Raw genomic sequence first — 18,980 nt, forward strand, 5'->3', positions numbered from 1 at the left:
TTCATGACCTCGAATCTACATTTATAATTAAACTAACACACAGAGCGAGGTTATAGAGATGTCCAATATTATCTTTACTGAATTCCAAAGGCAACAATTAGAATCCAATCCAAACGTTATGAAGGTATCCGACCGTTCTATTACTTATTCTCAAGATTTTAAATTAGCTGCCGTGAAGGAAAACTTAGCTGGAAAAGGCCCCTACCAAATCTTCACTGAAAAAGGCTTTGATATGGATGTTATCGGCTCTAAGAAGCCTAAACAATGTTTAAAGCGTTGGCGGGGGACCTATGACAAGTATGGCGAAGATGGCTTTTACAAGGAACGTCGGGGAAAGGGATCCACAGGCCGTCCATCAACGAATCATTTATCTGCGGAGGATAAGCTGAAGAAGGCGGAAGCTCGCATTGCGTATTTAGAAGCTGAATTAGACTTCGTAAAAAAGCTAGACGAAGTCGAAAGGCAGGCGAAGAAGAAACGTTAATTCCATCTGAAAAATTCACATTGATCGAACAGACTTTGCGGGAAAAAGGACTGAAGCATCTCATTCAATATTTCTGTAAAATCGCTGGCGTCAGTCGATCCGGTTACTATAACTGGTTAAAGGCAGAGGATACACGCCAACGTAAAGAACAGAAGGACGAGGCAGATTACAAGGTGATCAAGAAAGTATATGATAACCATCAAGGAAAAGTAGGGGCCCTACAGATTAAGATGTTTTTAGAGCACGATGAAAGCATCACAATGAACCACAAGCGCATCCGTCGTCTCATGAAAAAATACAATCTCAAGTGTAAGATACGCGTGGCCAATCCATACAAACAAATCGCAAAAGCAACGCAAGAGCACAAAACCTGTGAAAATAAGCTGGAACGCCACTTCAATCAGGGAGAGCCTCACAAAGTTCTCCTCACGGATATTACATACGTTTATTACGCGGAGGGACGCAAAGCTTATTTATCGGTCATCAAAGATGGAGCGACACGAGAAGCCCTAGCTTATCACCTTTCAACTTCTTTAAAGATGGATTTAGTGTACCAAACGATTGATAAATTGATGGAACGTGAGGACTTTATTCCTCATCCCGAATGTTTGATCCATTCTGATCAAGGCGTGCATTATACACACCCCGACTTCCAAAAGAAGATCAAAGCTTTAGGAATGAACCAATCGGATGTCTCGTCGTGGAAACTGTTGGGACAACGCTCCGATGGAATCCTTTTTTGGACATATGAAGGATGGCATGGACTTTAAATCGTGCTCCTCCATATTTGAAGTCAAGGAAGCAATTCAAGATTACATGGAGTATTACAACAATGAGAGATACCAATGGTCATTAAAAAAGATGACCCCGGCACAATACCGTGGTCACCTTTTAACAGCCTAGGGACTTTTTATTAAACTGTCCATTTTATGGGGTACAGTTCACTGAGAGCAGGTGGCATTTTTATTTTCTTACATGAAGCGAAAAGGTTCCGTTTGTGAGTTTGACACAATAAAATCAACATCCGTACCACACTTCTTCTGCAATCGTCTCTGTAGCTTTGAGGTGATAACCTTTTCAACATGATGGCCTGGATCAATTACTGCCAGTCCCATTTGCTCGGCATCTTGTGCCAAATGAAAAGTGAGATCACCTGTAATATATACATCGGCTTCTTTTTCCTTCGCAGCATGAATATACTTTTCCCCACTCCCCCCTAGCAGAGCAACAGTTTGAATAGTTTGATCAGGGTCACCTACATATCGTAGAGCAGGTACATCATATTGTTCTTTTACTACCTCACAAAGTTCACGGAGTGTTATCTCTTTCGAAAGTCTTCCTACTCTCCCAACACCTATCGATTCACCTTCGTTAACTAATGGATAGAGATCATAGGCAACTTCCTCATATGGGTGAGCCTTTTTCATGGCTTTAAGGGTTTTAGCAAGCTTTGTTTTTGGTACGATGGTTTCTACACGATGCTCATCAACTCTTTCTATTGCGCCTTGCTTGCCAATAAATGGGTTCGTACCGTCTAAAGGCTTAAATGTACCTTGACCTGCTGATTGAAACGTACAGTGGCTGTAAGCCCCTATATGGCCAGCTCCTGCTTCGCTTAGAGCATTTCTTAAACCTTCAGAATAATCTTCAGGCACGAATACCACTAGCTTAATGAGCTCATCCTTCTCCGTTTCAATTAGTGGCTCTACATTTTGTATGTGTAAAAGCTCTGCCATTACATCATTTACTCCACCAACAGCAACATCTAAATTTGTGTGAGCTGCATATACAGCTATATCATACTGAATAAGCTTTTTAATAATTCTTCCTTTTGGCGTCTCTAGATCGATTTGTTTAAGAGAAGTAAACAATAAAGGGTGATGAGCAATAATTAAGTCAACACTTTTTTCGATTGCTTCATCCACCACATTTTCTAATACGTCCAGTGTAATCATTACTTTAGCCACGGGCTTATTTAATGTACCCACTTGAAGACCTACATTGTCCCAATCGAAGGCATAGTGCTTTGGGGACATCTCCTCGAACTGCTTAATAATAAGGCTTGCTTGTAATGTCATTGTTCTAGAACCTCCTCTAACCAAACTAATTCCTTTTGAAATGATTGAATTTTTTCCTCATCTGGCTGTTTAGAGCAACTGATCTGATGTAATATCCTTTCTTTTTTGCTCCTTTCCACTTGCCATTTCTTCATAAACACGGGACTACGTTCTTTCATTAGCCAGGGGCCGAGCCATAACTGCTTTTCAAAATTTCCTTGGTGATATGCCTGATGAGGATCTCCCTTTTCAGCAACTAATATTTCATAAATATGTCCATTTTCTTCAAGGATCGCTTCATGAACTAACTGATAATGATTTTCGTAAAACCATCTACGAATCGAGCGTGCGTCAATATTCGGCTGGACTATAATTTTTGAAACGCTGCTTAATTTATCTTTGCCACTTTCTAATATATTTCGCACGAGCGGCCCACCCATACCAGCGATCACAACTTGTTCCACCTCATTGTCTTTAAGAACATGTAAACCATCCCCTAACCTTACATCAATGCGATCATCCAATTGATGCGCAGCTACCTCTTGCAAGGCACTTTGATAGGGACCATGGTTCACTTCTCCTGCAACTGCTTTTGCATATCTATCATGAAGACAGACATAACTGGGGAGATAAGCGTGGTCTGAACCGATATCAGCAAAATTTGCTTGTGAAGGTAAGTATTCTGCGACTTTTTTCAGACGAAGTGATAATTGCGTTACATTCATAAGCCATTTTCCTCTCCATAAAGAAAAGCTTTCTGAAAGGTCCAGAAAGCTTTTCTCATGTGATTATTTTTTTTCAGCCAGCCATTGCGCCAGCTTAGCTGCTTGCTCACCTGTGTAAAGACCTGGAGGCATTTGTGAACCTTTACCATTTATAATTATGTCTTGAATTTCTTCAGCAGAGTAACGGCCTCCTACTTTTTGAAGAGACGGACCTACTCCCCCACTTAAGTCTCCACCATGACAGCTTGCGCATTTAGCCTGGAACATCTCTTCTGGACTGGCACTTGCTGTCTCCTCTTGTTGCTTTCCACCATTTTCTTCTGCATCTTGTATTGCCTGTTTTTGGTTAATACCAACTCCTGATATGACGATCATAGCTAGAATTCCCATAACGGCAATAATTGCAAAAGGAATCACAGGGTTTCTCTTCATAGCTTGCATCCTCCTTATGTATTCCCTTTTTAGTGTAACAAATTATCTATCAGGCTATACTTATTTTACTTGAAAACGTCAACTTAGAAAAGGGATATCGTATGAAAACTTTATAAACAATGACAAAGCCAAGCAATAATAATCCAATGAAGCTTAAAATAGTCAAATAACTCCTCTTTCCACGCCAGCCTATCAATAGCATAGGAAGCAATTGATCGTAACTGTTATGTACAAAAAACAGAATAGTGTTTGTGATAGCCTCAATGCTATAAACAGTTATTAAAAATAAGATAAGCAATCCTATAACTAACGACACCTTTGACTTGAACGTAGACTTGTTCCTAAAGCAATGAATACAAATGTCGACAAAAGCCCTGTTTGCAATATGAAGCTGATTTCAGTAAAATAAATGACAAGAAATGAAAGGGGTAACAAAACTAAGATACCTGTTATATAAAGGTAATTTAGCCAGCTTCGACTTCTATGCAACGATATCCCCTTTTATGTATAAAGCAAGGAGAAAATCACAGTACTCATGTGGCAATAGCCGATTTTGCTTCAAATAGTGAATCTCTTTAACGATGGTCTCCATACGGTTATTCACTCCCTAATCACCTGGAAACAGAAGTTATAAAAGAAGGAGGCCCCCACACTAAACTGTTTAGCTGAGGGACCCCTCACTCGACATATAAAGGATTTTATTCCATGAAGTCTTTTAAACGTTTGCTTCTACTAGGGTGTCTAAGTTTGCGGAGTGCTTTTGCTTCTATTTGACGGATACGTTCTCTCGTGACTCCGAAAACTTTCCCGACCTCTTCAAGGGTACGTGTACGACCATCATCTAACCCGAATCGAAGACGAAGCACATTTTCTTCACGGTCAGTTAACGTATCTAACACGTCTTCCAATTGCTCTTTAAGCAATTCATAGGCAGCGTGGTCAGATGGTGAAGTGGCTTCCTGATCTTCAATGAAATCACCGAGGTGTGAATCATCCTCTTCCCCAATAGGTGTTTCAAGTGAGACAGGCTCTTGGGCAATTTTTAGGATTTCACGGACTTTATCCGGAGTAAGTTCCATATCTTGTGCAATTTCTTCCGGAGTCGGTTCACGTCCTAAATCCTGCAGCAGTTGGCGCTGAACACGAATTAATTTATTAATGGTTTCAACCATATGCACTGGAATTCTGATTGTGCGTGCCTGATCAGCTATCGCACGAGTGATGGCTTGTCTAATCCACCATGTCGCATACGTACTAAATTTGTAACCTTTAAGGTAATCAAATTTTTCAACTGCTTTAATCAAGCCCATGTTACCTTCCTGTATTAAGTCCAGGAACAACATGCCTCGGCCTACGTACCTTTTAGCAATACTAACGACCAAACGTAAGTTAGCTTCAGCTAAATCCCGCTTTGCCTCTTCATCGCCTGCTTCTATTCGTTGAGCTAGGCTGATTTCATCCTTTGCTGATAAAAGGTTAACACGACCAATTTCTTTAAGGTACATACGAACAGGATCGTTTATTTTTACTCCTGGCGGTACGCTTAAATCATTCAGGTTAAACTCTTCCTCTTTATTTAACTGCTGCATGCTCGGATCCTGGTCTGAATCACCAATGACCTCAACGCCTTGTTCATTCAGGCGCTCGTAGTATTCATCCATTTGATCAGAGTCTAACTCAAAGCTCGAAAGTTTCTCTGCCACTTCCTCGTAGGCCAGAACTCCTCGCTTTTTACCCATTTCAAGCAATTGCTCTTTTGCCTGTTCCAGGGTCAATTCGCTTTCATTTTCTTTAGAACGTGATGGCTGTTGTTGCTTATCTGCCATGAGTCCCCCTCCTTCCGTCTATCCAATACCAGTTTAATGAGTATTTTTCAACTCTTGTTTACGTCTCAAGATTTCCATTGCAATTTCAGCTGCTTTTATCGGTTCATCGTGTTGTTCAGCACGTTTCAGCTCCGTCTCCAGACTTTTAATATCGACTCGATTACTACTTTCTGATCGAATTCGATGAATGTAATCTTCAATCTCCCTATCTGAAACTTCTTCCTCTGATGAAGGAGACATAGCTAAATGAATAATAAGATTTCTTAACGATTGGTCTTCAATCCGCTCCACAAATTGACTAATATCAGATTCATGACCGTCTTCATAATATGCATAGAGATGCGTGACAATAACCTGATGTTCAGAAATATTGAACGATCCGCCTAATTCTTCTTGAACTTTATCAGCAATGATAGGGTTTTTCAACATATATGCTATCAGCTTTCTCTCCGCATTATGAAAGGCGGGGAGAAGTTTATGATCAACGAAATTTTGCTTTGTAGAATTAGTATGTCGCCTCTGATATATGCTATCCTGATTCGTCATCCGATTTCTAAGCTGCTCTACTTCTTCCTTGAGTGTACCGGTCGACATTTGAAATTCTTCTGCTATTTCGTTTAAATAATGCTCTCTTTCAATTGCCCGGTCTAACTGAGCAACCTCTTGTAATACATTTTCGATATAAGTGATCCGATCTCCTTCTAATTGAAGATTAAAGCTGCGCCTTAAATAACGGATTATAAAAGAAGTATAAGGATCACTTGCATCTAACACCTCACGCTTAAAGCGTTCCCCACCGTACTCTTTAATGAAATCGTCCGGATCCATCCCGTTTGGCAATCGAGCTACATTAGTTTGACAACCCGTTTTTCTTAGTAATTTTGCGGCTTTTACAGCCGCCTCTATCCCAGCATTGTCTCCATCGTAGCAAATGATTACTTTATCAGCATAACGCTTAATAAGCTGTGCTTGAATATCTGAAACGGATGTTCCCATTGTACCTATCCCATTTTGGATGCCTGCTTGGTCAGCCGAAATCACATCGGCATAGCCTTCAAACAAAATGATCGTATTTTGTTTACGAATCGATGCTCGAGCTAGATCAAAGTTATATAAGAGACGTCCCTTCTGAAATAAATCAGTTTCTGGACTGTTCAAATACTTGGGCTCGATTGAACCTGTGGCTCGTCCAGCAAATGCAACCGTTTTACCAAGATGATTGCGGAGTGGGAACATAATTCTGCCTCTAAAGCGATCAAAATATTCACCTTGGTCGTTTGTATTCAAGAGGCCAGCCTTCACCATAGTTTGGGGGTGAAAACCTTTTTTCTCCAAGAATGTAACAACGAAGTCATTTGAACTAGGAGAATAACCTAGTTGATGACGAGTGATTGTATCCTCAGTGAAGCCGCGTTCAAGTAAATATTGATAAGCCTCTTGACCTTCTTTGGAGTTTCGCAGTAAATGGTGATAAAGTTTCGATAACCATTCGTGTGCATCCAATATGCTTTGTGATTCAGGATCTCGTTCTCTTTTTTGCTCTTCATTGTATTGCTCTGGAAGGGGTTGTCCTGTCTGATCAGCCACTTGCTTTACTGCCTGAAGGAAGCTGAATCCTTCTATTTCCATTAGAAAAGAATAGACGTTCCCTCCCTTTCCACATCCAAAGCAATGAAAGATTTGCTTATCACCAGATACGGAAAAGGAAGGAGTACTCTCCCCATGAAAAGGACAAAGTCCGAAGAAGTTCCTGCCCTGCTTCTTTAGTTGGACATATTCGCCTACGACATCAACTATATCCACTGACTTACGAATTTCGTCTACTTTTTCCTCTGGAATGTGTCCTGCCATATTCATCACCAAACTACAAAATTATTCGGGGGAATTGTTTGAAAACCTCCATGGTTCAACAGATCTTTTCAAGAGTTCGTGTAAAGTTCCCGGGTCCTAGTTCGTAAACGCCTTTAGCCCCTTCCACCTTCTCTTATGTTTCATCGTTTGCTGCCTGAGGTATTTTTGATTCATAATTTCGTCTGCATCCCCCTCTGATACTAGTTTACCTCTAGGAGTAATGACATAAACCCCTGACCCGTAAGCAATATAGCTAATGACAAATCTTGGGTAATCACAACATCATTTTTCTCCTGCAGCATTTATGATATAAAGGTCGACAGCTTGTGACCCATGATCAAGGAAAATCCAGTCTTCTCCTGTTTGATCGGTTTTGTAACGATTAATGGTTGCAATGAATGTGGGTGTGACGCTGACCTGCTTACAAACATGAACGATTTCCTCTTGTACTGGACAGCAATCCGCGTCCACCCAAACGTGCGGCTTTTGTTTTAGCATAATTCAATAATTCTACAATAAACGAAAGAATCCTGCTCATTTCCCAATGTTTTATTATTCTGAAAGTAAATAAAGTTTCTATCATTTTTTCACAAATAATAATTATAATACATTTATACATTAAAATCTATACACTTTTATACCTATTTTTTTGATAGGAGTCATCTTTCTCTGTCAATCGGGTTGTTTCGAGCATTGTTTTCTCTTATTTACCAAGCAAAAGCCGCACTAAAAAGCGCGACTTTCGCTAAAATGACTATTATTGTAGTGAACCGTTTCTTAATTTATTCACAATTACATTTGCTGTTTCTTCCACAGCTTTATTAGATACATCAATCACATGGCAGCCAATTTTTTCCACTACATTGTTAAAATGCTCAATTTCCTGGTGAATGCGATCCATATTTGCGTAGCTTGCTTGTTCACCCAACCCGAGTGACTTTAGCCGCTCTTTTCGAATATCATTTAACTTTTGAGGGCTGATCCTAAGTCCAATACATTTACTTGGATCAACTCTAAATAATTCTTCTGGTGGTTCAACTTCAGGGACAATAGGCACGTTAGCGACCTTCAAACGCTTATGAGCCAAGTACTGGGATAACGGAGTTTTCGAAGTACGAGATACACCGATTAAGATAATATCTGCTTTAGATATCCCGCGGGCATCTCTTCCATCATCATATTTAACAGCAAACTCGATTGCTTCCACACGTTTGAAATAATCCTCATCAAGTTTATGAACAAGTCCAGGCTCTAGTCTTGGTTCTGTTTTGAAAAAACGCTGCATAGCATCCATCATCGGGCCCATGATGTCGATACATTCAATATTTTCTTGCTTTGCTCTCTCTAAGAGGTGTTGTCTATATTCTGGCGCTACTAAAGTAAAGCCAATCAATGCTTCATGCTCTTTCGCTTGAGCAATCGTTTCATTAATGGTTCCTTTATCCTCAACGTATGGAATACGCTGGACATCAAACGGACCATCGTCAAATTGGCTGAGGGCTGCCTTTACAACTAGCTCAGCCGTTTCTCCTACAGAATCAGATAGGATATAAATGCATGGCTTCTTCATCTGTCATCCTCCATTTCATAGGAGTTGCTTATAAATGTTGATCTCGTGCAAGCTCCACTAAAGCTTTCGTAATACTTGTTTTAGTTAATCGTCCGACAACCTCAAGTCCTTGGTCGTTTGGCTTAACGACAGGCAGTCCATCAATCTGCTTTTCAATCAGTTTCTGAGCAGCATCGAGGAGCAGGTCGTCTTTTTTACAGATTGATATATTAGGCATTCTAGTCATAATAATATGAACGGGAATTGATGTTAAGTCTTGGTTACCGATGCTCGCCCGAAGCAAGTCTTTCCTTGAGAGGACACCGACTAGCAGTGATTGCTCATTTGTAACAAACAACGTTCCGACGTCCTCAAGAAACATCGCACAAATCGCATCATAGACTGATACATCTTCTTCAACCACTATTGGCAAAGCTTGATATTCATGCACTTTGAATTTTTTAAGCTTTTCAGTCAATAGTTCTGATCCAGTCTTTCCAGTAAAAAAATAGCCGACTCGCGGACGTGCATCTAGAAATCCGGCCATCGTTAAAATGGCTAAATCAGGCCGCAATGTGGCGCGTGTAAGACTTAGATGGTCAGCTATGTTCTCGCCGGTAATCGGCCCATTGTCCTTAACAATTTGGATAATTTGTTCTTGACGGTTGGATAGATCCATTCCTTCACCACCTAATCACTGACTGTGACATACTATTTAATTATTATAACACATTATTAGGGAATAGAAGGTCATTAAAACTGCTGTTTCCATTGAACGGCATTAAAATTAGCAAATAAAGTGATATCGTTAGAAATTTGGTTTAACAGTCCTAAACGATTCATTTTCACTTTTTCATTTTCCGCCATGACCATGGTTTGGTCAAAAAATGAATGGATAGGTTCAGTAAGCTCTGCCAGTTTACGTAAGGCCTTTTCAGGTTGTTGATTCTCCATTAAATTCAGATAATCTTCATGAATATGCTGATGGACCTTACTAAGTTCAACCTCGGAGTTATTTTCAAAAAGATCTGGATCTACAGTATATGTGTTTGCTTTTTTTGCTAAGTTTAAAACACGCCCTAATGCTTCTTGAGTCGATTTAAAATCAGGATCCTGACGTTTATCTGCTAAGATTTTTGATTTCTCTAAGGTTACAGGGTAAACATGGATGCCACCTGCTAACACAGCTTCTATTATGTCGGAAGCAACATCGCCATCCTTTAACAAATAAGAGGCACGAACTTTAAAGAACTCCTGAACGTCCTGCCTCACATCGGTTTCGCCGCGCGATGTAAGATTAAGGTCAGTGTATAGATCATGAACAATGTTCAACAGTTCCTCCACTTCGATTGCCCAGTTACTTTTCTTCAAAATTTGCAGGACACCTAGCGCTTGACGCCTTAATCCATAAGGATCTTGGGAACCAGTCGGGATAATTCCAATCGAGATGGATCCAATAATTGTATCTAATTTATCTGCAATGCTGACGATGGAACCAGCAGTTGTAACGGGCAATTCTCCGCCTGCCTGTGTTGGCATATAATGTTCCCTTATCGCAACAGCAACTTCTTCCTCTTCCCCAAATAAGCGGGCATACTTTTCTCCCATGATCCCTTGAAGTTCGGAAAATTCATCAACCATATGTGTGACCAAATCAAACTTACAAAGCTGTGCTGCTCTTAAGGTGTTTCCTGTTTCTGCTTTAGATAATTTAAGGAGAGAACTGATTTTACCAGATATCGTTTTGACTCGGTCAACTTTATCAGCTAATGTGCCTAGTTCTTCCTGGTACACCATTCTTTCGAGCTTAGCCAGTTTTTCTTCAAGTGTCCCCTTTTGATCTTCTCTATAGAAGAATTGGGCATCAGACAGGCGTGCCTTCAACACCTTCTCATTCCCTTTTGCTACTGTATCGAGATGTTCATCATTGCCGTTACGGACAGCCACAAAATGAGGCAGCAGGCTTCCATCCTTCGACCGAACAGGAAAATAGCGTTGGTGCTCCTTCATCGATGTAATAAGTGCTTCTTCAGGAACTTCTAGAAACTCTTCACTAAATGAACCGCTAAAAACAGTAGGATATTCAACTAAGTGGTTTACCTCATTGAGAAGCTCTTCATCTTTCATAATTGTCCAATTCTTCACTTTCTCAAGCTCATCTAGCTGATTAACTATTACCTGCTTCCGTTTACCCTTTTCGGCAAAGACATATTCTTGACCCATAACCATTTCATACTCATCTGCTTTAGCAACCGTCGCCTTATCCCCTAAGAAGCGATGGCCATAGGTGGTTTTCCCTGTTGTAACATTTTCTATTTCAAAAGGAATAACTGTTTCACCATATAAAGCAACGACCCAGCGTATCGGCCGGATGAAACGTAAGTCATAACTTCCCCATCTCATATTCTTAGGAAAGTTTAAGCTTAAAAGTACTTCTTTGAAGCCTGTTAACAGCTCGAGTGAAGATTCACCTTTAATAAATTTGTTTACGTGAGCATATTCGATGCCTTTAATCTCTTTAAAGTAAATGTCATCAACCGTCTGACCCTGTCCTTTAGAAAAACCAATTGCTGCTTTAGACCAATTTCCTTCTTCATCTAAAGCAATTTTTTTAGCTGGGCCCTTCGCTTCCTCTTCTATATCCGGCTGTTGCTCTGCAACTTCCGATATGCTAATTGCTAATCGTCTAGGTGTTGCATATCCCTTTATTGTCCCGTAAGGTATCCGATTTTCTTTGAACCAGGCTTCCGTGTTGCTTGTTAATTGGTTTAAGGCATCATCAATAAATCTTGCAGGCATTTCTTCCAATCCAAGCTCGAATAAAACTGTTTTACTCATGACTTCCTTCCCCCTTTAACATTGGAAAGCCTAGTTTTTCTCTTTCATCGACGTATGTTTTAGCGATTTTACGCGCTAAGTTTCTAACCCTTGAAATATAGCCCGTTCGTTCTGTAACCGAGATAACGCCTTTAGCATCTAACAGGTTAAAGGTGTGTGAGCATTTTAATACATAATCGTAAGCAGGAAAGACGAGTCCAGCTTCCATAATTCGTTTAGCCTCTTTTTCATAAATAGAAAAGAGCTCAAAGAGCATGTCATCATCGGATTGCTCAAATGTATAAATAGAATGTTCATATTCAGGCTGTGTGTAAATATCTCCTACGGTAACGCCATCTGTCCATTCTAACTCAAAGACATTTTCTTTATCTTGAATATATGAAGCCAGCCGCTCCAGACCATAGGTGATTTCTGCTGATACTGGACGTGCTTCCAGTCCGCCGATTTGCTGGAAATAGGTGAACTGGGTAATTTCCATCCCATCAAGCCATACTTCCCATCCAAGTCCTGCAGCGCCTAATGTTGGGTTTTCCCAGTTGTCTTCAACGAAGCGGATATCATGCTTTGCCGGATCAACGCCTAACGCTTTCAGAGAATCCAAGTATAGCTCTTGAATGTTGTCAGGTGACGGCTTCATAATCACTTGAAATTGATGATGCTGGTAAAGACGGTTGGGGTTCTGGCCATATCTTCCATCTGCTGGTCTTCTTGAGGGCTCGACATAAGCGACATTCCAAGGTTCAGGACCTAGGCTTCTAAGTAAAGTCATCGGCGACATTGTACCTGCACCCTTTTCGGTATCGTAGGCTTGCATTAGCAAGCAACCTTCTTTCGACCAATGGTTTTGTAATGTTTGGATCATTGTTTGGATGTTCAAATTTTCGTACCTCCTCATTCATTTGGACATGAATCGTTTGAGAACATAAAGAAACCCCGTCCCTATGCCATTCATTAGACATAGGGACGGGGTTTCCGCGGTTCCACCCTACTTGCCTGCTTTTGATTAACAAATGCAAGCCGCTTTGTAACGTTCTTTGCTCCAGAATGCCTTCGCCGAGTTACACTACCTGACTTTCACCATCACAGGTTCGCTTCAAAAATGTAAGCATTCGACTACTACTTTCCTTCATAGCAACAGTTTATATAGTAATGAAATCATACTGAATCCACGTAGGTTTGTCAATCATTTAAGCAGATCCAGTTGTTTAAGAAATTTTTTTGACTTAAGAAGATAGCCGCCATAACGATCATAATATTCGTCGAGAAGCTGGCGTAACTTCTTCTTATTTTCTTCTTTCATTGAGATTTGCCCTAGTCTCTTTACATCCATATGTAGAAATACACGCAGCAACTGTGCCAAAGGATCAGACAAACCATAGGCTTCTGGATCTAAATGTTTACAGCGATTGCACAGTAAGCCGCCTTCTCTGATCGAAAAGGCGAAAGGCCCCTGTTCATTACCACAACTCATACAACCATTCACACTCGGAGCAAAGCCGCCCTTTTTATACAGCTTTAACTCATACATCATGGAGAGAATCTCTGGATCCTTCCCTTCAGCCATCCATAACAATGATTGTAAAAATTGTTCATAAATAAAGGGATCAGGCTGCTTCTCATCCATTAACTTATCGGTTAATTCAGCCATGTAAGAAGCATAGGCAGTTTGAACAATATCTTCGCGTATAGAACGAAGCGAAGCCATGACTTCTCCTTGGCTTAAAGAGCCTAAACCTGATCCAATGTGTATTAAATAATAACCATGAATAAAAGGCTGGGTCACGGAGGCCATCCGGCTTTTCGGCTTTTTAGCCCCTCTAGCCATGACCCCGATTTTCCCCTTTTCTCTAGTCAAAAGTGTAACGATCTTGTGCGTTTCCCCATAATCTCTTGTTCGAATGACAATGCCTTCTACTTTTTCTAACAAAGCATTCACCTGCTCTTGTTATTGCCCGTCGTTTTCCTCAATCTGCCCCGTCCCAGCTGAAACATATCCCTGTTCTGATGATTCACCTTTCATTTCCAGTTCCTTCATTAGCAAATAGGTTTCTATGTTTCCTGTTTGTCTAAACACATTCCAAGACATATCGTGCACAAGAAACACCGCCTTTCATATTATCGTAAATAAAGAAATGTCATGACATACTTAGGTTGCTTCATATGAGAAAAACGATAAGGCTTAATTTTTTCCAAATCTAATATTCATCTTCGTTATAGCCGAAATCACTAAGCTGAACTTGACGGTTGCGCCAATCCTTTTGAACTTTAACCCAAAGCTCTAAATATACCCGGCTTCCTAACAACGCCTCTATATCTTTGCGGGCTCGTTGTCCAACTTCCTTCAGCATGCTTCCTTGCTTGCCAATAATAATCCCTTTTTGAGATTTACGCTCTACAATGATAGCCGCTTGAACATAGACGGCATTAGAATCTTTTCGAGGTTCTATACTCTCTATGACTACAGCAATCGAGTGGGGGATTTCTTCACGTGTTAAGTGCAGCACTTTTTCTCTAATAAACTCACTAATAACAAATCGTTCAGGGTGATCCGTAATTTGATCTTCAGGATAAAACTGTGGTCCCTCTGGAAGATGTCCTTTAATTACATGAAGCAAGTGATTAACATTGTTTCCTTCCAGTGCAGAAATCGGAATAATTTCTTCAAAATCAAACTTCTCTCGGTATTGATCAATGAGCGGAAGCAGTTGATCAGGATGAACACGATCTATTTTATTGATAACTAAAAAAACTGGCTTGTCCACTCGTTGTAGCCGCTCAATGATAAACTGATCACCACGGCCAAACCCCTCTTCAGCATTTATCATAAACATAATCGTATCCACTTCATTTAACGTACTTTCAGCAACATTGACCATATAATCCCCAAGCTTATGCTTCGGCTTATGGATACCAGGCGTGTCGATAAACACCATTTGTGCATCCTTCTCCGTCAGCACACCCTGTATTTTATTTCTTGTGGTTTGAGGTTTGTCACTCATAATCGCGATTTTCTCGCCTATAACATGGTTCATAAATGTTGATTTCCCCACATTTGGCCGTCCTATTATTGCAACGAAACCTGACTTGAATTGTTCTTCCATAACTGTTCCTCCATAAAAACATCATTCTTTTATTATAATAACAACATCTTCGGCAGAAAAATACACATACCGATCAAAATTGAAGCGATCGCCGCTATGAGTACAGCTGCTGCAGCCATATCCTTAATGATACGTGCTAGCGGATGTTGCTCTGGTGCTAAATAGTCGATAACTCTTTCAATACTCGAATTAATGACCTCAAGTGTCAGAACAAGAGCAATGATGGTTATCAAAATCGCCCACTCAATCCATGAGATTAGGAGCCACACTCCCATTAGACAGGCAAGACCAGCAATTAAGAGATGAATTCGAAAGTTTCTTTCCCTTAAAAAGACTTCTTTCAGCCCATTTATCGCAAACCGTAAGCCAATAAACTTCCTCTGTTTACGTCCTGCTGAGTCCATACTCATGTAAAATTTCCTCTTGCCTTGCGAACATTTTCTTTTCATCTTCTTCATCTAAATGATCATAGCCAAGCAGATGTAAAAATCCATGTAGAGCCAAAAATCCTAACTCTCTCTCTAGCGAATGTCCATAATCTACCGCCTGGTCTTTCGCCTTATCTACAGAGATAATTATATCACCGAGCATCGTAGGCAGTTCCTCATTTTGCACTTCGATTTCCCCTTCGCCTAATTCTTGCATAGCAAAGGAGATCACATCTGTAGGTTGATCCTTGTGCCTGTAATTCCTGTTTAACTCCTGAATATCATCATTGCCTACAAACGATATCGAAACCTCAGACTCATCCGGTACCTTCTCCTTCCCTGCTGCAAATTCAATCACTCTCTGAATAAGATCAATGTAAGCTTCGTCTATTGATTCAGTTTCATCTTGAAAATCAATCTCGATCATTTATTTAGTCTCCTTTACTAACGTTTAGATTCTTTCATTCACGTCTCCACTATACAAAGAATGGATGAGCCCATGAATACTTTTCGAAAGAAGTGAATAAAACAAATAATGTAGTTAAACATTTGGTCCCAAGTGACACCTACATCAGCCTTCACAATCTCCTTTCTAACAAACATAGCCTCCTGCTAATTAACAACACATTTACATAAGAAATAAGACCCGCTTGCCGGGTCTTAAGATGGGTCGTTCTCGTATGCATCAATAATTCTTTGGACGAGTGGGTGCCTTACCACATCTGTTTGATCCAAGTGAATAAACGCAGAACCCTTCACTTTACCAAGCTTCTGCTCAGCAACTTTAAGCCCTGATGTTACTCCTTTTGGAAGGTCCACTTGGGTAATATCACCTGTTATAATCATTTTTGATCCAAAGCCAAGACGCGTTAAAAACATTTTCATTTGTTCAGGTGTCGTATTCTGTGCTTCATCTAGAATAGCGAAGGCATCATCGAGTGTCCGCCCCCTCATATAAGCAAGGGGAGCAATTTCAATTGTTCCTCTGTCAATTAATCTTGCTGTATGTTCTGCTCCAAATACATCGTGTAAAGAATCATATAATGGTCGGAGATAAGGATCCACCTTCTCCTTTAAATCCCCCGGTAAGAAACCTAAACTTTCTCCAGCTTCTACAGCCGGACGTGTAAGGATAATTCTTTTCACATCTCCATTTTTAAGGGCATTGACAGCCATTACAACGGCTAAATACGTTTTCCCGGTACCAGCTGGACCGATCCCAAATACAAGATCATGTTTCTTTATCGCAGAGACATATCTCCGCTGACCGAGGGTTTTGACTCGGACAGACTTCCCTTTAGCATTTTTTGTGATTTCGTCTTCGAAAAGAGCTTCAAACTGATTGATTTTGCCTTTTTTAGCGAGATCAACAGCATAAACGATATCACGTTCCGTAATTGATAACCCTTTACGAATAACTGCTAAAACGGCAAGCAGGATGTCTTCAACTAATTGAACATGTTCTGCCTCGCCAGAAACATTAACCCGTTCACCGCGGGAAATAATAGACACGTTTAATTGTTCTTCAATTTGCTTTAAATTTCTATCCTCTGTACCAAACAGGGCCAACGCTTCTGTTGGATTATTTAATTGGATATCTATCGTTTTTAAGTTTCCTTGCATACTCAATCTCCTTGGGTTATATACTTGGTCACCGCAATGTTTTCATGCACTTTAAATAAAAGGATTAATTTTACTTTACCATGCTCCTCACGCTCGTGCAAAACTTTTTCCTCTATAATTTCAGCCTCTTCAGACAACTGTTGTATTAAAGTTCGTTTAGCAGTTAGGGTCCCTTGTTCAATAATCTGTTCTGAAGTACGTTCATTCATGTTAGAATCTTCTGGATACATATTTTTCACTTGAAATTTAAAAGGTAACTCCCAACCGAACACTTCCCACTGCTTTTCATCTTTCTCTATTCTCGCGCCCTTTGTATCATCATTCCACCAACCCCAAAGCGGAATACGTAACGACCCAATACTTAGAGCATAAGAGGATGACTTTTCCCCGTCTGTAAGTTGAAGCTGTTGTTTAGAAGGAACTTGCACTTCCGCTTTGTACCACGTTTCAGCAATAACTTCTCCTTCAGCCTCAATATATTCGTCGCTGTCTTCTTCGAGTTCACCTGTAGCCAATTTTGTTCCTTTTTCAACAACTTCATTAACAGAAACTAACGGCCTGCCTTTTGTGATAAACATTTTTGTTATCATGCCCTTTTTTGCTGCAACTAAATCAGCTGGTCTTGTTGTTTCGTCTGGATCTTGCCTCGTTTTCATAACTCCATATAGCTGATAACTTGTCCCCTTCTTCTTCACACCAATCCATAGCAGGTCGGGTATATCCTCTAGCAAAAGCCTTTGTACTTCATTAGGATCCTTCATACCGATTGTTAGTTTTCCTTCGTTTACACCATATTCCTCTAACTGACTTTCAACAGTAGCCTCAAGTTCAGGTGGTAATCCCTCTATTTCCACTGACCACAACGTATTTGCGAGTAAAAGTAAAGCAAAAATACCACAAATAAAAGCGGCGAGCACAGCTTTTTTTGTAATCATACGTTGATATAAAAATGGTATTCCTTTACGGTTAACTATTTTGATTTTACAACGGTATTTTTTCCGAAGTTTTCGATAGATTGTCCAATCTTTGAGTCGTATGGTCATTTCAACTTCGTTTGGGGAAATGTGTTTTACATTTGTAATGTAGGTTCCTTCCCTCGTACAGGCTTGAAGGAATGCTTCTATCAACGCCCCCTTTACATGCACCGTGACTAATCCATAAAAATAGTCCAACTGGTGTCTCGCCATTATTTCCCTCCTTTCTCTTGTTCAGTAAAGAACTCTACAGTATCAAGAGTTCCTTCTAAAAGCAGTTCTTCCTTGAGCATCATCTTTATCCGTAATTCTTTTCCTTTGATGGAGATGTGGCCATCACGATATTTCAAGCGGACTTCTTGATCGGAAAAGTGTAACAGTCCTGTATGATTTTCTATGTAGGCATGGATCGACCCAATCGTTGTTATACGCGGAAGATCGAGCATAACATCAGAAGGTAAATCGAAATAACGGCCGACCCATGAACGAAGTTGTTTTTGCCATTTCACCATTCGATTTTCCTCCTTTCTCTTATACATACGAAAAACGCACGAATTGTATCACTACAATTCGTGCGTTTTTTTATCTTTTTCTTGGATGTGAACGATGCGGCCTATGAGCTCTAGGTGGTCCTAAGACTTCTGACATAATAATTCCCTCTGCCAATCTTTTTTTATCCCACTGAATTGAATTGCTGAAAACACTCTTTCTTTTCATTGAGTCGTCATCCTGTTGATCGTCTACATGATGATCAAATTCTTCATTTGTTTGAGAGAACGGGGTAGCTTGCTGTCCACGTTCCTTCTGGTACTCTCTCATCTCATCCAATCGTTTTTGTTTTTCCTCGTAATACTCTTTCATTCGACCGTCACTGGTAGAAGCGGTTTCTTTCATTTCTTCAGGCTCCTGGGTCATTGTAGGCTGCTGTGAATTGGTCGGTCCTGAAGGGAAACTTGATCGTTTCGGATGTTTTGGTTTCTCTTCTTCTTTCTTATTCAAGCGAGAGACAAAGCTGATTATCCCACCTATGACCGCAGCCACGATGACAATATTACTAAATAGTAATTCAAGAATATCTCCCATACAAATTCC

The 18,980-nt window shown here is 40.3% G+C and carries 23 protein-coding genes; 3 read left to right on the forward strand and 20 right to left on the reverse strand.

Annotated features, from left to right (window positions below):
* The first annotated feature begins 58 nt into the window (after positions 1-58).
* Genes MUO14_RS24660 through MUO14_RS24670 form a run of 3 tightly spaced genes read left to right on the forward strand, consistent with a single transcriptional unit; the run spans position 59 to position 1,387 of the window.
* Positions 59-484, forward strand: a complete 426-nt coding sequence (locus MUO14_RS24660; protein ID WP_396265792.1) for an HTH domain-containing protein — start codon at positions 59-61, stop codon at positions 482-484.
* Between the two features lie 20 nt (positions 485-504).
* Positions 505-1,254 carry an IS3 family transposase gene (locus MUO14_RS24665; protein ID WP_396265793.1) on the forward strand — a complete coding sequence of 250 codons (750 nt, stop codon included), beginning with the start codon at positions 505-507 and terminating at the stop codon, positions 1,252-1,254.
* Positions 1,232-1,387 (forward strand): IS3 family transposase, encoded by a 156-nt coding sequence (locus tag MUO14_RS24670; protein WP_396265794.1) that lies wholly within the window; start codon positions 1,232-1,234, stop codon positions 1,385-1,387. Before MUO14_RS24665 ends, MUO14_RS24670 begins: the two co-directional genes overlap by 23 nt.
* 68 nt (positions 1,388-1,455) lie before the next feature.
* On the opposite strand, the gene MUO14_RS01845 is transcribed toward MUO14_RS24670, so the two are convergent.
* The 20 genes from MUO14_RS01845 to MUO14_RS01935 form a co-directional block, all read right to left on the reverse strand.
* Complete coding sequence (locus MUO14_RS01845; RefSeq protein WP_244753373.1) at positions 1,456-2,562, reverse strand: Nif3-like dinuclear metal center hexameric protein; 1,107 nt, start codon at positions 2,560-2,562, stop codon at positions 1,456-1,458.
* Entirely contained in the window at positions 2,559-3,266 is a 708-nt protein-coding gene (locus tag MUO14_RS01850) for a tRNA (adenine(22)-N(1))-methyltransferase (protein WP_244753374.1), read from the reverse strand. The genes MUO14_RS01845 and MUO14_RS01850 overlap by 4 nt, the downstream gene beginning before the upstream one ends.
* Before the next feature lie 63 nt (positions 3,267-3,329).
* A complete protein-coding gene (cccA, locus tag MUO14_RS01855) occupies positions 3,330-3,698 on the reverse strand; it encodes a cytochrome c550 (protein WP_244753375.1) in 369 nt (122 codons plus the stop codon).
* Positions 3,699-4,179: 481 nt separating this feature from the next.
* Positions 4,180-4,302, reverse strand: a complete 123-nt coding sequence (locus MUO14_RS24220) for a hypothetical protein (RefSeq protein WP_255822151.1) — start codon at positions 4,300-4,302, stop codon at positions 4,180-4,182.
* Between the two features lie 94 nt (positions 4,303-4,396).
* Complete coding sequence (gene rpoD, locus MUO14_RS01860) at positions 4,397-5,524, reverse strand: RNA polymerase sigma factor RpoD (protein ID WP_244753376.1); 1,128 nt, start codon at positions 5,522-5,524, stop codon at positions 4,397-4,399.
* Positions 5,525-5,557: 33 nt separating this feature from the next.
* A complete protein-coding gene (dnaG, locus tag MUO14_RS01865; protein ID WP_244753377.1) occupies positions 5,558-7,375 on the reverse strand; it encodes a DNA primase in 1,818 nt (605 codons plus the stop codon).
* 282 nt (positions 7,376-7,657) lie between these two features.
* Positions 7,658-7,873, reverse strand: coding sequence for a DUF188 domain-containing protein (locus MUO14_RS01870; protein WP_244753378.1), 216 nt, complete (start codon positions 7,871-7,873; stop codon positions 7,658-7,660).
* Positions 7,874-8,132: 259 nt separating this feature from the next.
* Positions 8,133-8,945, reverse strand: coding sequence for a pyruvate, water dikinase regulatory protein (locus MUO14_RS01875; protein ID WP_244753379.1), 813 nt, complete (start codon positions 8,943-8,945; stop codon positions 8,133-8,135).
* Between the two features lie 28 nt (positions 8,946-8,973).
* On the reverse strand, positions 8,974-9,603 hold the full coding sequence (locus MUO14_RS01880) for a transcriptional regulator CcpN (RefSeq protein ID WP_244753380.1): 630 nt from the start codon (positions 9,601-9,603) through the stop codon (positions 8,974-8,976).
* 74 nt (positions 9,604-9,677) lie between these two features.
* On the reverse strand, positions 9,678-11,762 hold the full coding sequence (gene glyS, locus MUO14_RS01885; RefSeq protein WP_244753381.1) for a glycine--tRNA ligase subunit beta: 2,085 nt from the start codon (positions 11,760-11,762) through the stop codon (positions 9,678-9,680).
* Positions 11,755-12,639: a glycine--tRNA ligase subunit alpha gene (glyQ, locus tag MUO14_RS01890; RefSeq protein ID WP_244753382.1), complete on the reverse strand. Its 885-nt coding sequence runs from the start codon at positions 12,637-12,639 to the stop codon at positions 11,755-11,757. Before glyQ ends, glyS begins: the two co-directional genes overlap by 8 nt.
* Before the next feature lie 306 nt (positions 12,640-12,945).
* Positions 12,946-13,689, reverse strand: a complete 744-nt coding sequence (gene recO, locus MUO14_RS01895) for a DNA repair protein RecO (RefSeq protein ID WP_244753383.1) — start codon at positions 13,687-13,689, stop codon at positions 12,946-12,948.
* 18 nt (positions 13,690-13,707) lie between these two features.
* Positions 13,708-13,848 (reverse strand): YqzL family protein, encoded by a 141-nt coding sequence (locus MUO14_RS01900; RefSeq protein ID WP_396265828.1) that lies wholly within the window; start codon positions 13,846-13,848, stop codon positions 13,708-13,710.
* A gap of 109 nt (positions 13,849-13,957) precedes the next feature.
* Positions 13,958-14,863, reverse strand: coding sequence for a GTPase Era (era, locus tag MUO14_RS01905; protein ID WP_244753385.1), 906 nt, complete (start codon positions 14,861-14,863; stop codon positions 13,958-13,960).
* A 32-nt stretch (positions 14,864-14,895) separates the two neighbouring features.
* Positions 14,896-15,273 carry a diacylglycerol kinase family protein gene (locus MUO14_RS01910; protein WP_244753386.1) on the reverse strand — a complete coding sequence of 126 codons (378 nt, stop codon included), beginning with the start codon at positions 15,271-15,273 and terminating at the stop codon, positions 14,896-14,898.
* A complete protein-coding gene (gene ybeY / locus MUO14_RS01915) occupies positions 15,248-15,718 on the reverse strand; it encodes an rRNA maturation RNase YbeY (protein WP_244753387.1) in 471 nt (156 codons plus the stop codon). Before ybeY ends, MUO14_RS01910 begins: the two co-directional genes overlap by 26 nt.
* A gap of 233 nt (positions 15,719-15,951) precedes the next feature.
* A complete protein-coding gene (locus tag MUO14_RS01920) occupies positions 15,952-16,914 on the reverse strand; it encodes a PhoH family protein (protein WP_244753388.1) in 963 nt (320 codons plus the stop codon).
* A gap of 2 nt (positions 16,915-16,916) precedes the next feature.
* Positions 16,917-18,101: a sporulation protein YqfD gene (yqfD, locus tag MUO14_RS01925; RefSeq protein ID WP_244753389.1), complete on the reverse strand. Its 1,185-nt coding sequence runs from the start codon at positions 18,099-18,101 to the stop codon at positions 16,917-16,919.
* On the reverse strand, positions 18,101-18,400 hold the full coding sequence (gene yqfC / locus MUO14_RS01930) for a sporulation protein YqfC (protein ID WP_244753390.1): 300 nt from the start codon (positions 18,398-18,400) through the stop codon (positions 18,101-18,103). The genes yqfD and yqfC overlap by 1 nt, the downstream gene beginning before the upstream one ends.
* A gap of 70 nt (positions 18,401-18,470) precedes the next feature.
* Entirely contained in the window at positions 18,471-18,971 is a 501-nt protein-coding gene (locus MUO14_RS01935) for a hypothetical protein (RefSeq protein ID WP_244753391.1), read from the reverse strand.
* Positions 18,972-18,980 lie beyond the last annotated feature (9 nt).

The organism is Halobacillus shinanisalinarum (genome assembly GCF_022919835.1).
Classification (GTDB): Bacteria; Bacillota; Bacilli; order Bacillales; family Halobacillaceae; genus Halobacillus_A; species Halobacillus_A shinanisalinarum.

Coding starts and splice junctions, on each gene's coding strand:
- MUO14_RS24660 (WP_396265792.1), top strand. CDS start 59: ATGTCCAATATTATCTTTACTGAATTCCAAAGGCAACAATTAGAATCC.
- MUO14_RS24670 (WP_396265794.1), top strand. CDS start 1,232: ATGAAGGATGGCATGGACTTTAAATCGTGCTCCTCCATATTTGAAGTC.
- MUO14_RS01845 (WP_244753373.1), bottom strand. CDS start 2,562: ATGACATTACAAGCAAGCCTTATTATTAAGCAGTTCGAGGAGATGTCC.
- MUO14_RS01850 (WP_244753374.1), bottom strand. CDS start 3,266: ATGAATGTAACGCAATTATCACTTCGTCTGAAAAAAGTCGCAGAATAC.
- cccA (WP_244753375.1), bottom strand. CDS start 3,698: ATGAAGAGAAACCCTGTGATTCCTTTTGCAATTATTGCCGTTATGGGA.
- rpoD (WP_244753376.1), bottom strand. CDS start 5,524: ATGGCAGATAAGCAACAACAGCCATCACGTTCTAAAGAAAATGAAAGC.
- dnaG (WP_244753377.1), bottom strand. CDS start 7,375: ATGGCAGGACACATTCCAGAGGAAAAAGTAGACGAAATTCGTAAGTCA.
- MUO14_RS01870 (WP_244753378.1), bottom strand. CDS start 7,873: ATGCTAAAACAAAAGCCGCACGTTTGGGTGGACGCGGATTGCTGTCCA.
- MUO14_RS01875 (WP_244753379.1), bottom strand. CDS start 8,945: ATGAAGAAGCCATGCATTTATATCCTATCTGATTCTGTAGGAGAAACG.
- MUO14_RS01880 (WP_244753380.1), bottom strand. CDS start 9,603: ATGGATCTATCCAACCGTCAAGAACAAATTATCCAAATTGTTAAGGAC.
- glyS (WP_244753381.1), bottom strand. CDS start 11,762: ATGAGTAAAACAGTTTTATTCGAGCTTGGATTGGAAGAAATGCCTGCA.
- MUO14_RS01900 (WP_396265828.1), bottom strand. CDS start 13,848: ATGTCTTGGAATGTGTTTAGACAAACAGGAAACATAGAAACCTATTTG.
- era (WP_244753385.1), bottom strand. CDS start 14,863: ATGGAAGAACAATTCAAGTCAGGTTTCGTTGCAATAATAGGACGGCCA.
- MUO14_RS01910 (WP_244753386.1), bottom strand. CDS start 15,273: ATGAGTATGGACTCAGCAGGACGTAAACAGAGGAAGTTTATTGGCTTA.
- ybeY (WP_244753387.1), bottom strand. CDS start 15,718: ATGATCGAGATTGATTTTCAAGATGAAACTGAATCAATAGACGAAGCT.
- MUO14_RS01920 (WP_244753388.1), bottom strand. CDS start 16,914: ATGCAAGGAAACTTAAAAACGATAGATATCCAATTAAATAATCCAACA.
- yqfD (WP_244753389.1), bottom strand. CDS start 18,101: ATGGCGAGACACCAGTTGGACTATTTTTATGGATTAGTCACGGTGCAT.
- yqfC (WP_244753390.1), bottom strand. CDS start 18,400: ATGGTGAAATGGCAAAAACAACTTCGTTCATGGGTCGGCCGTTATTTC.
- MUO14_RS01935 (WP_244753391.1), bottom strand. CDS start 18,971: ATGGGAGATATTCTTGAATTACTATTTAGTAATATTGTCATCGTGGCT.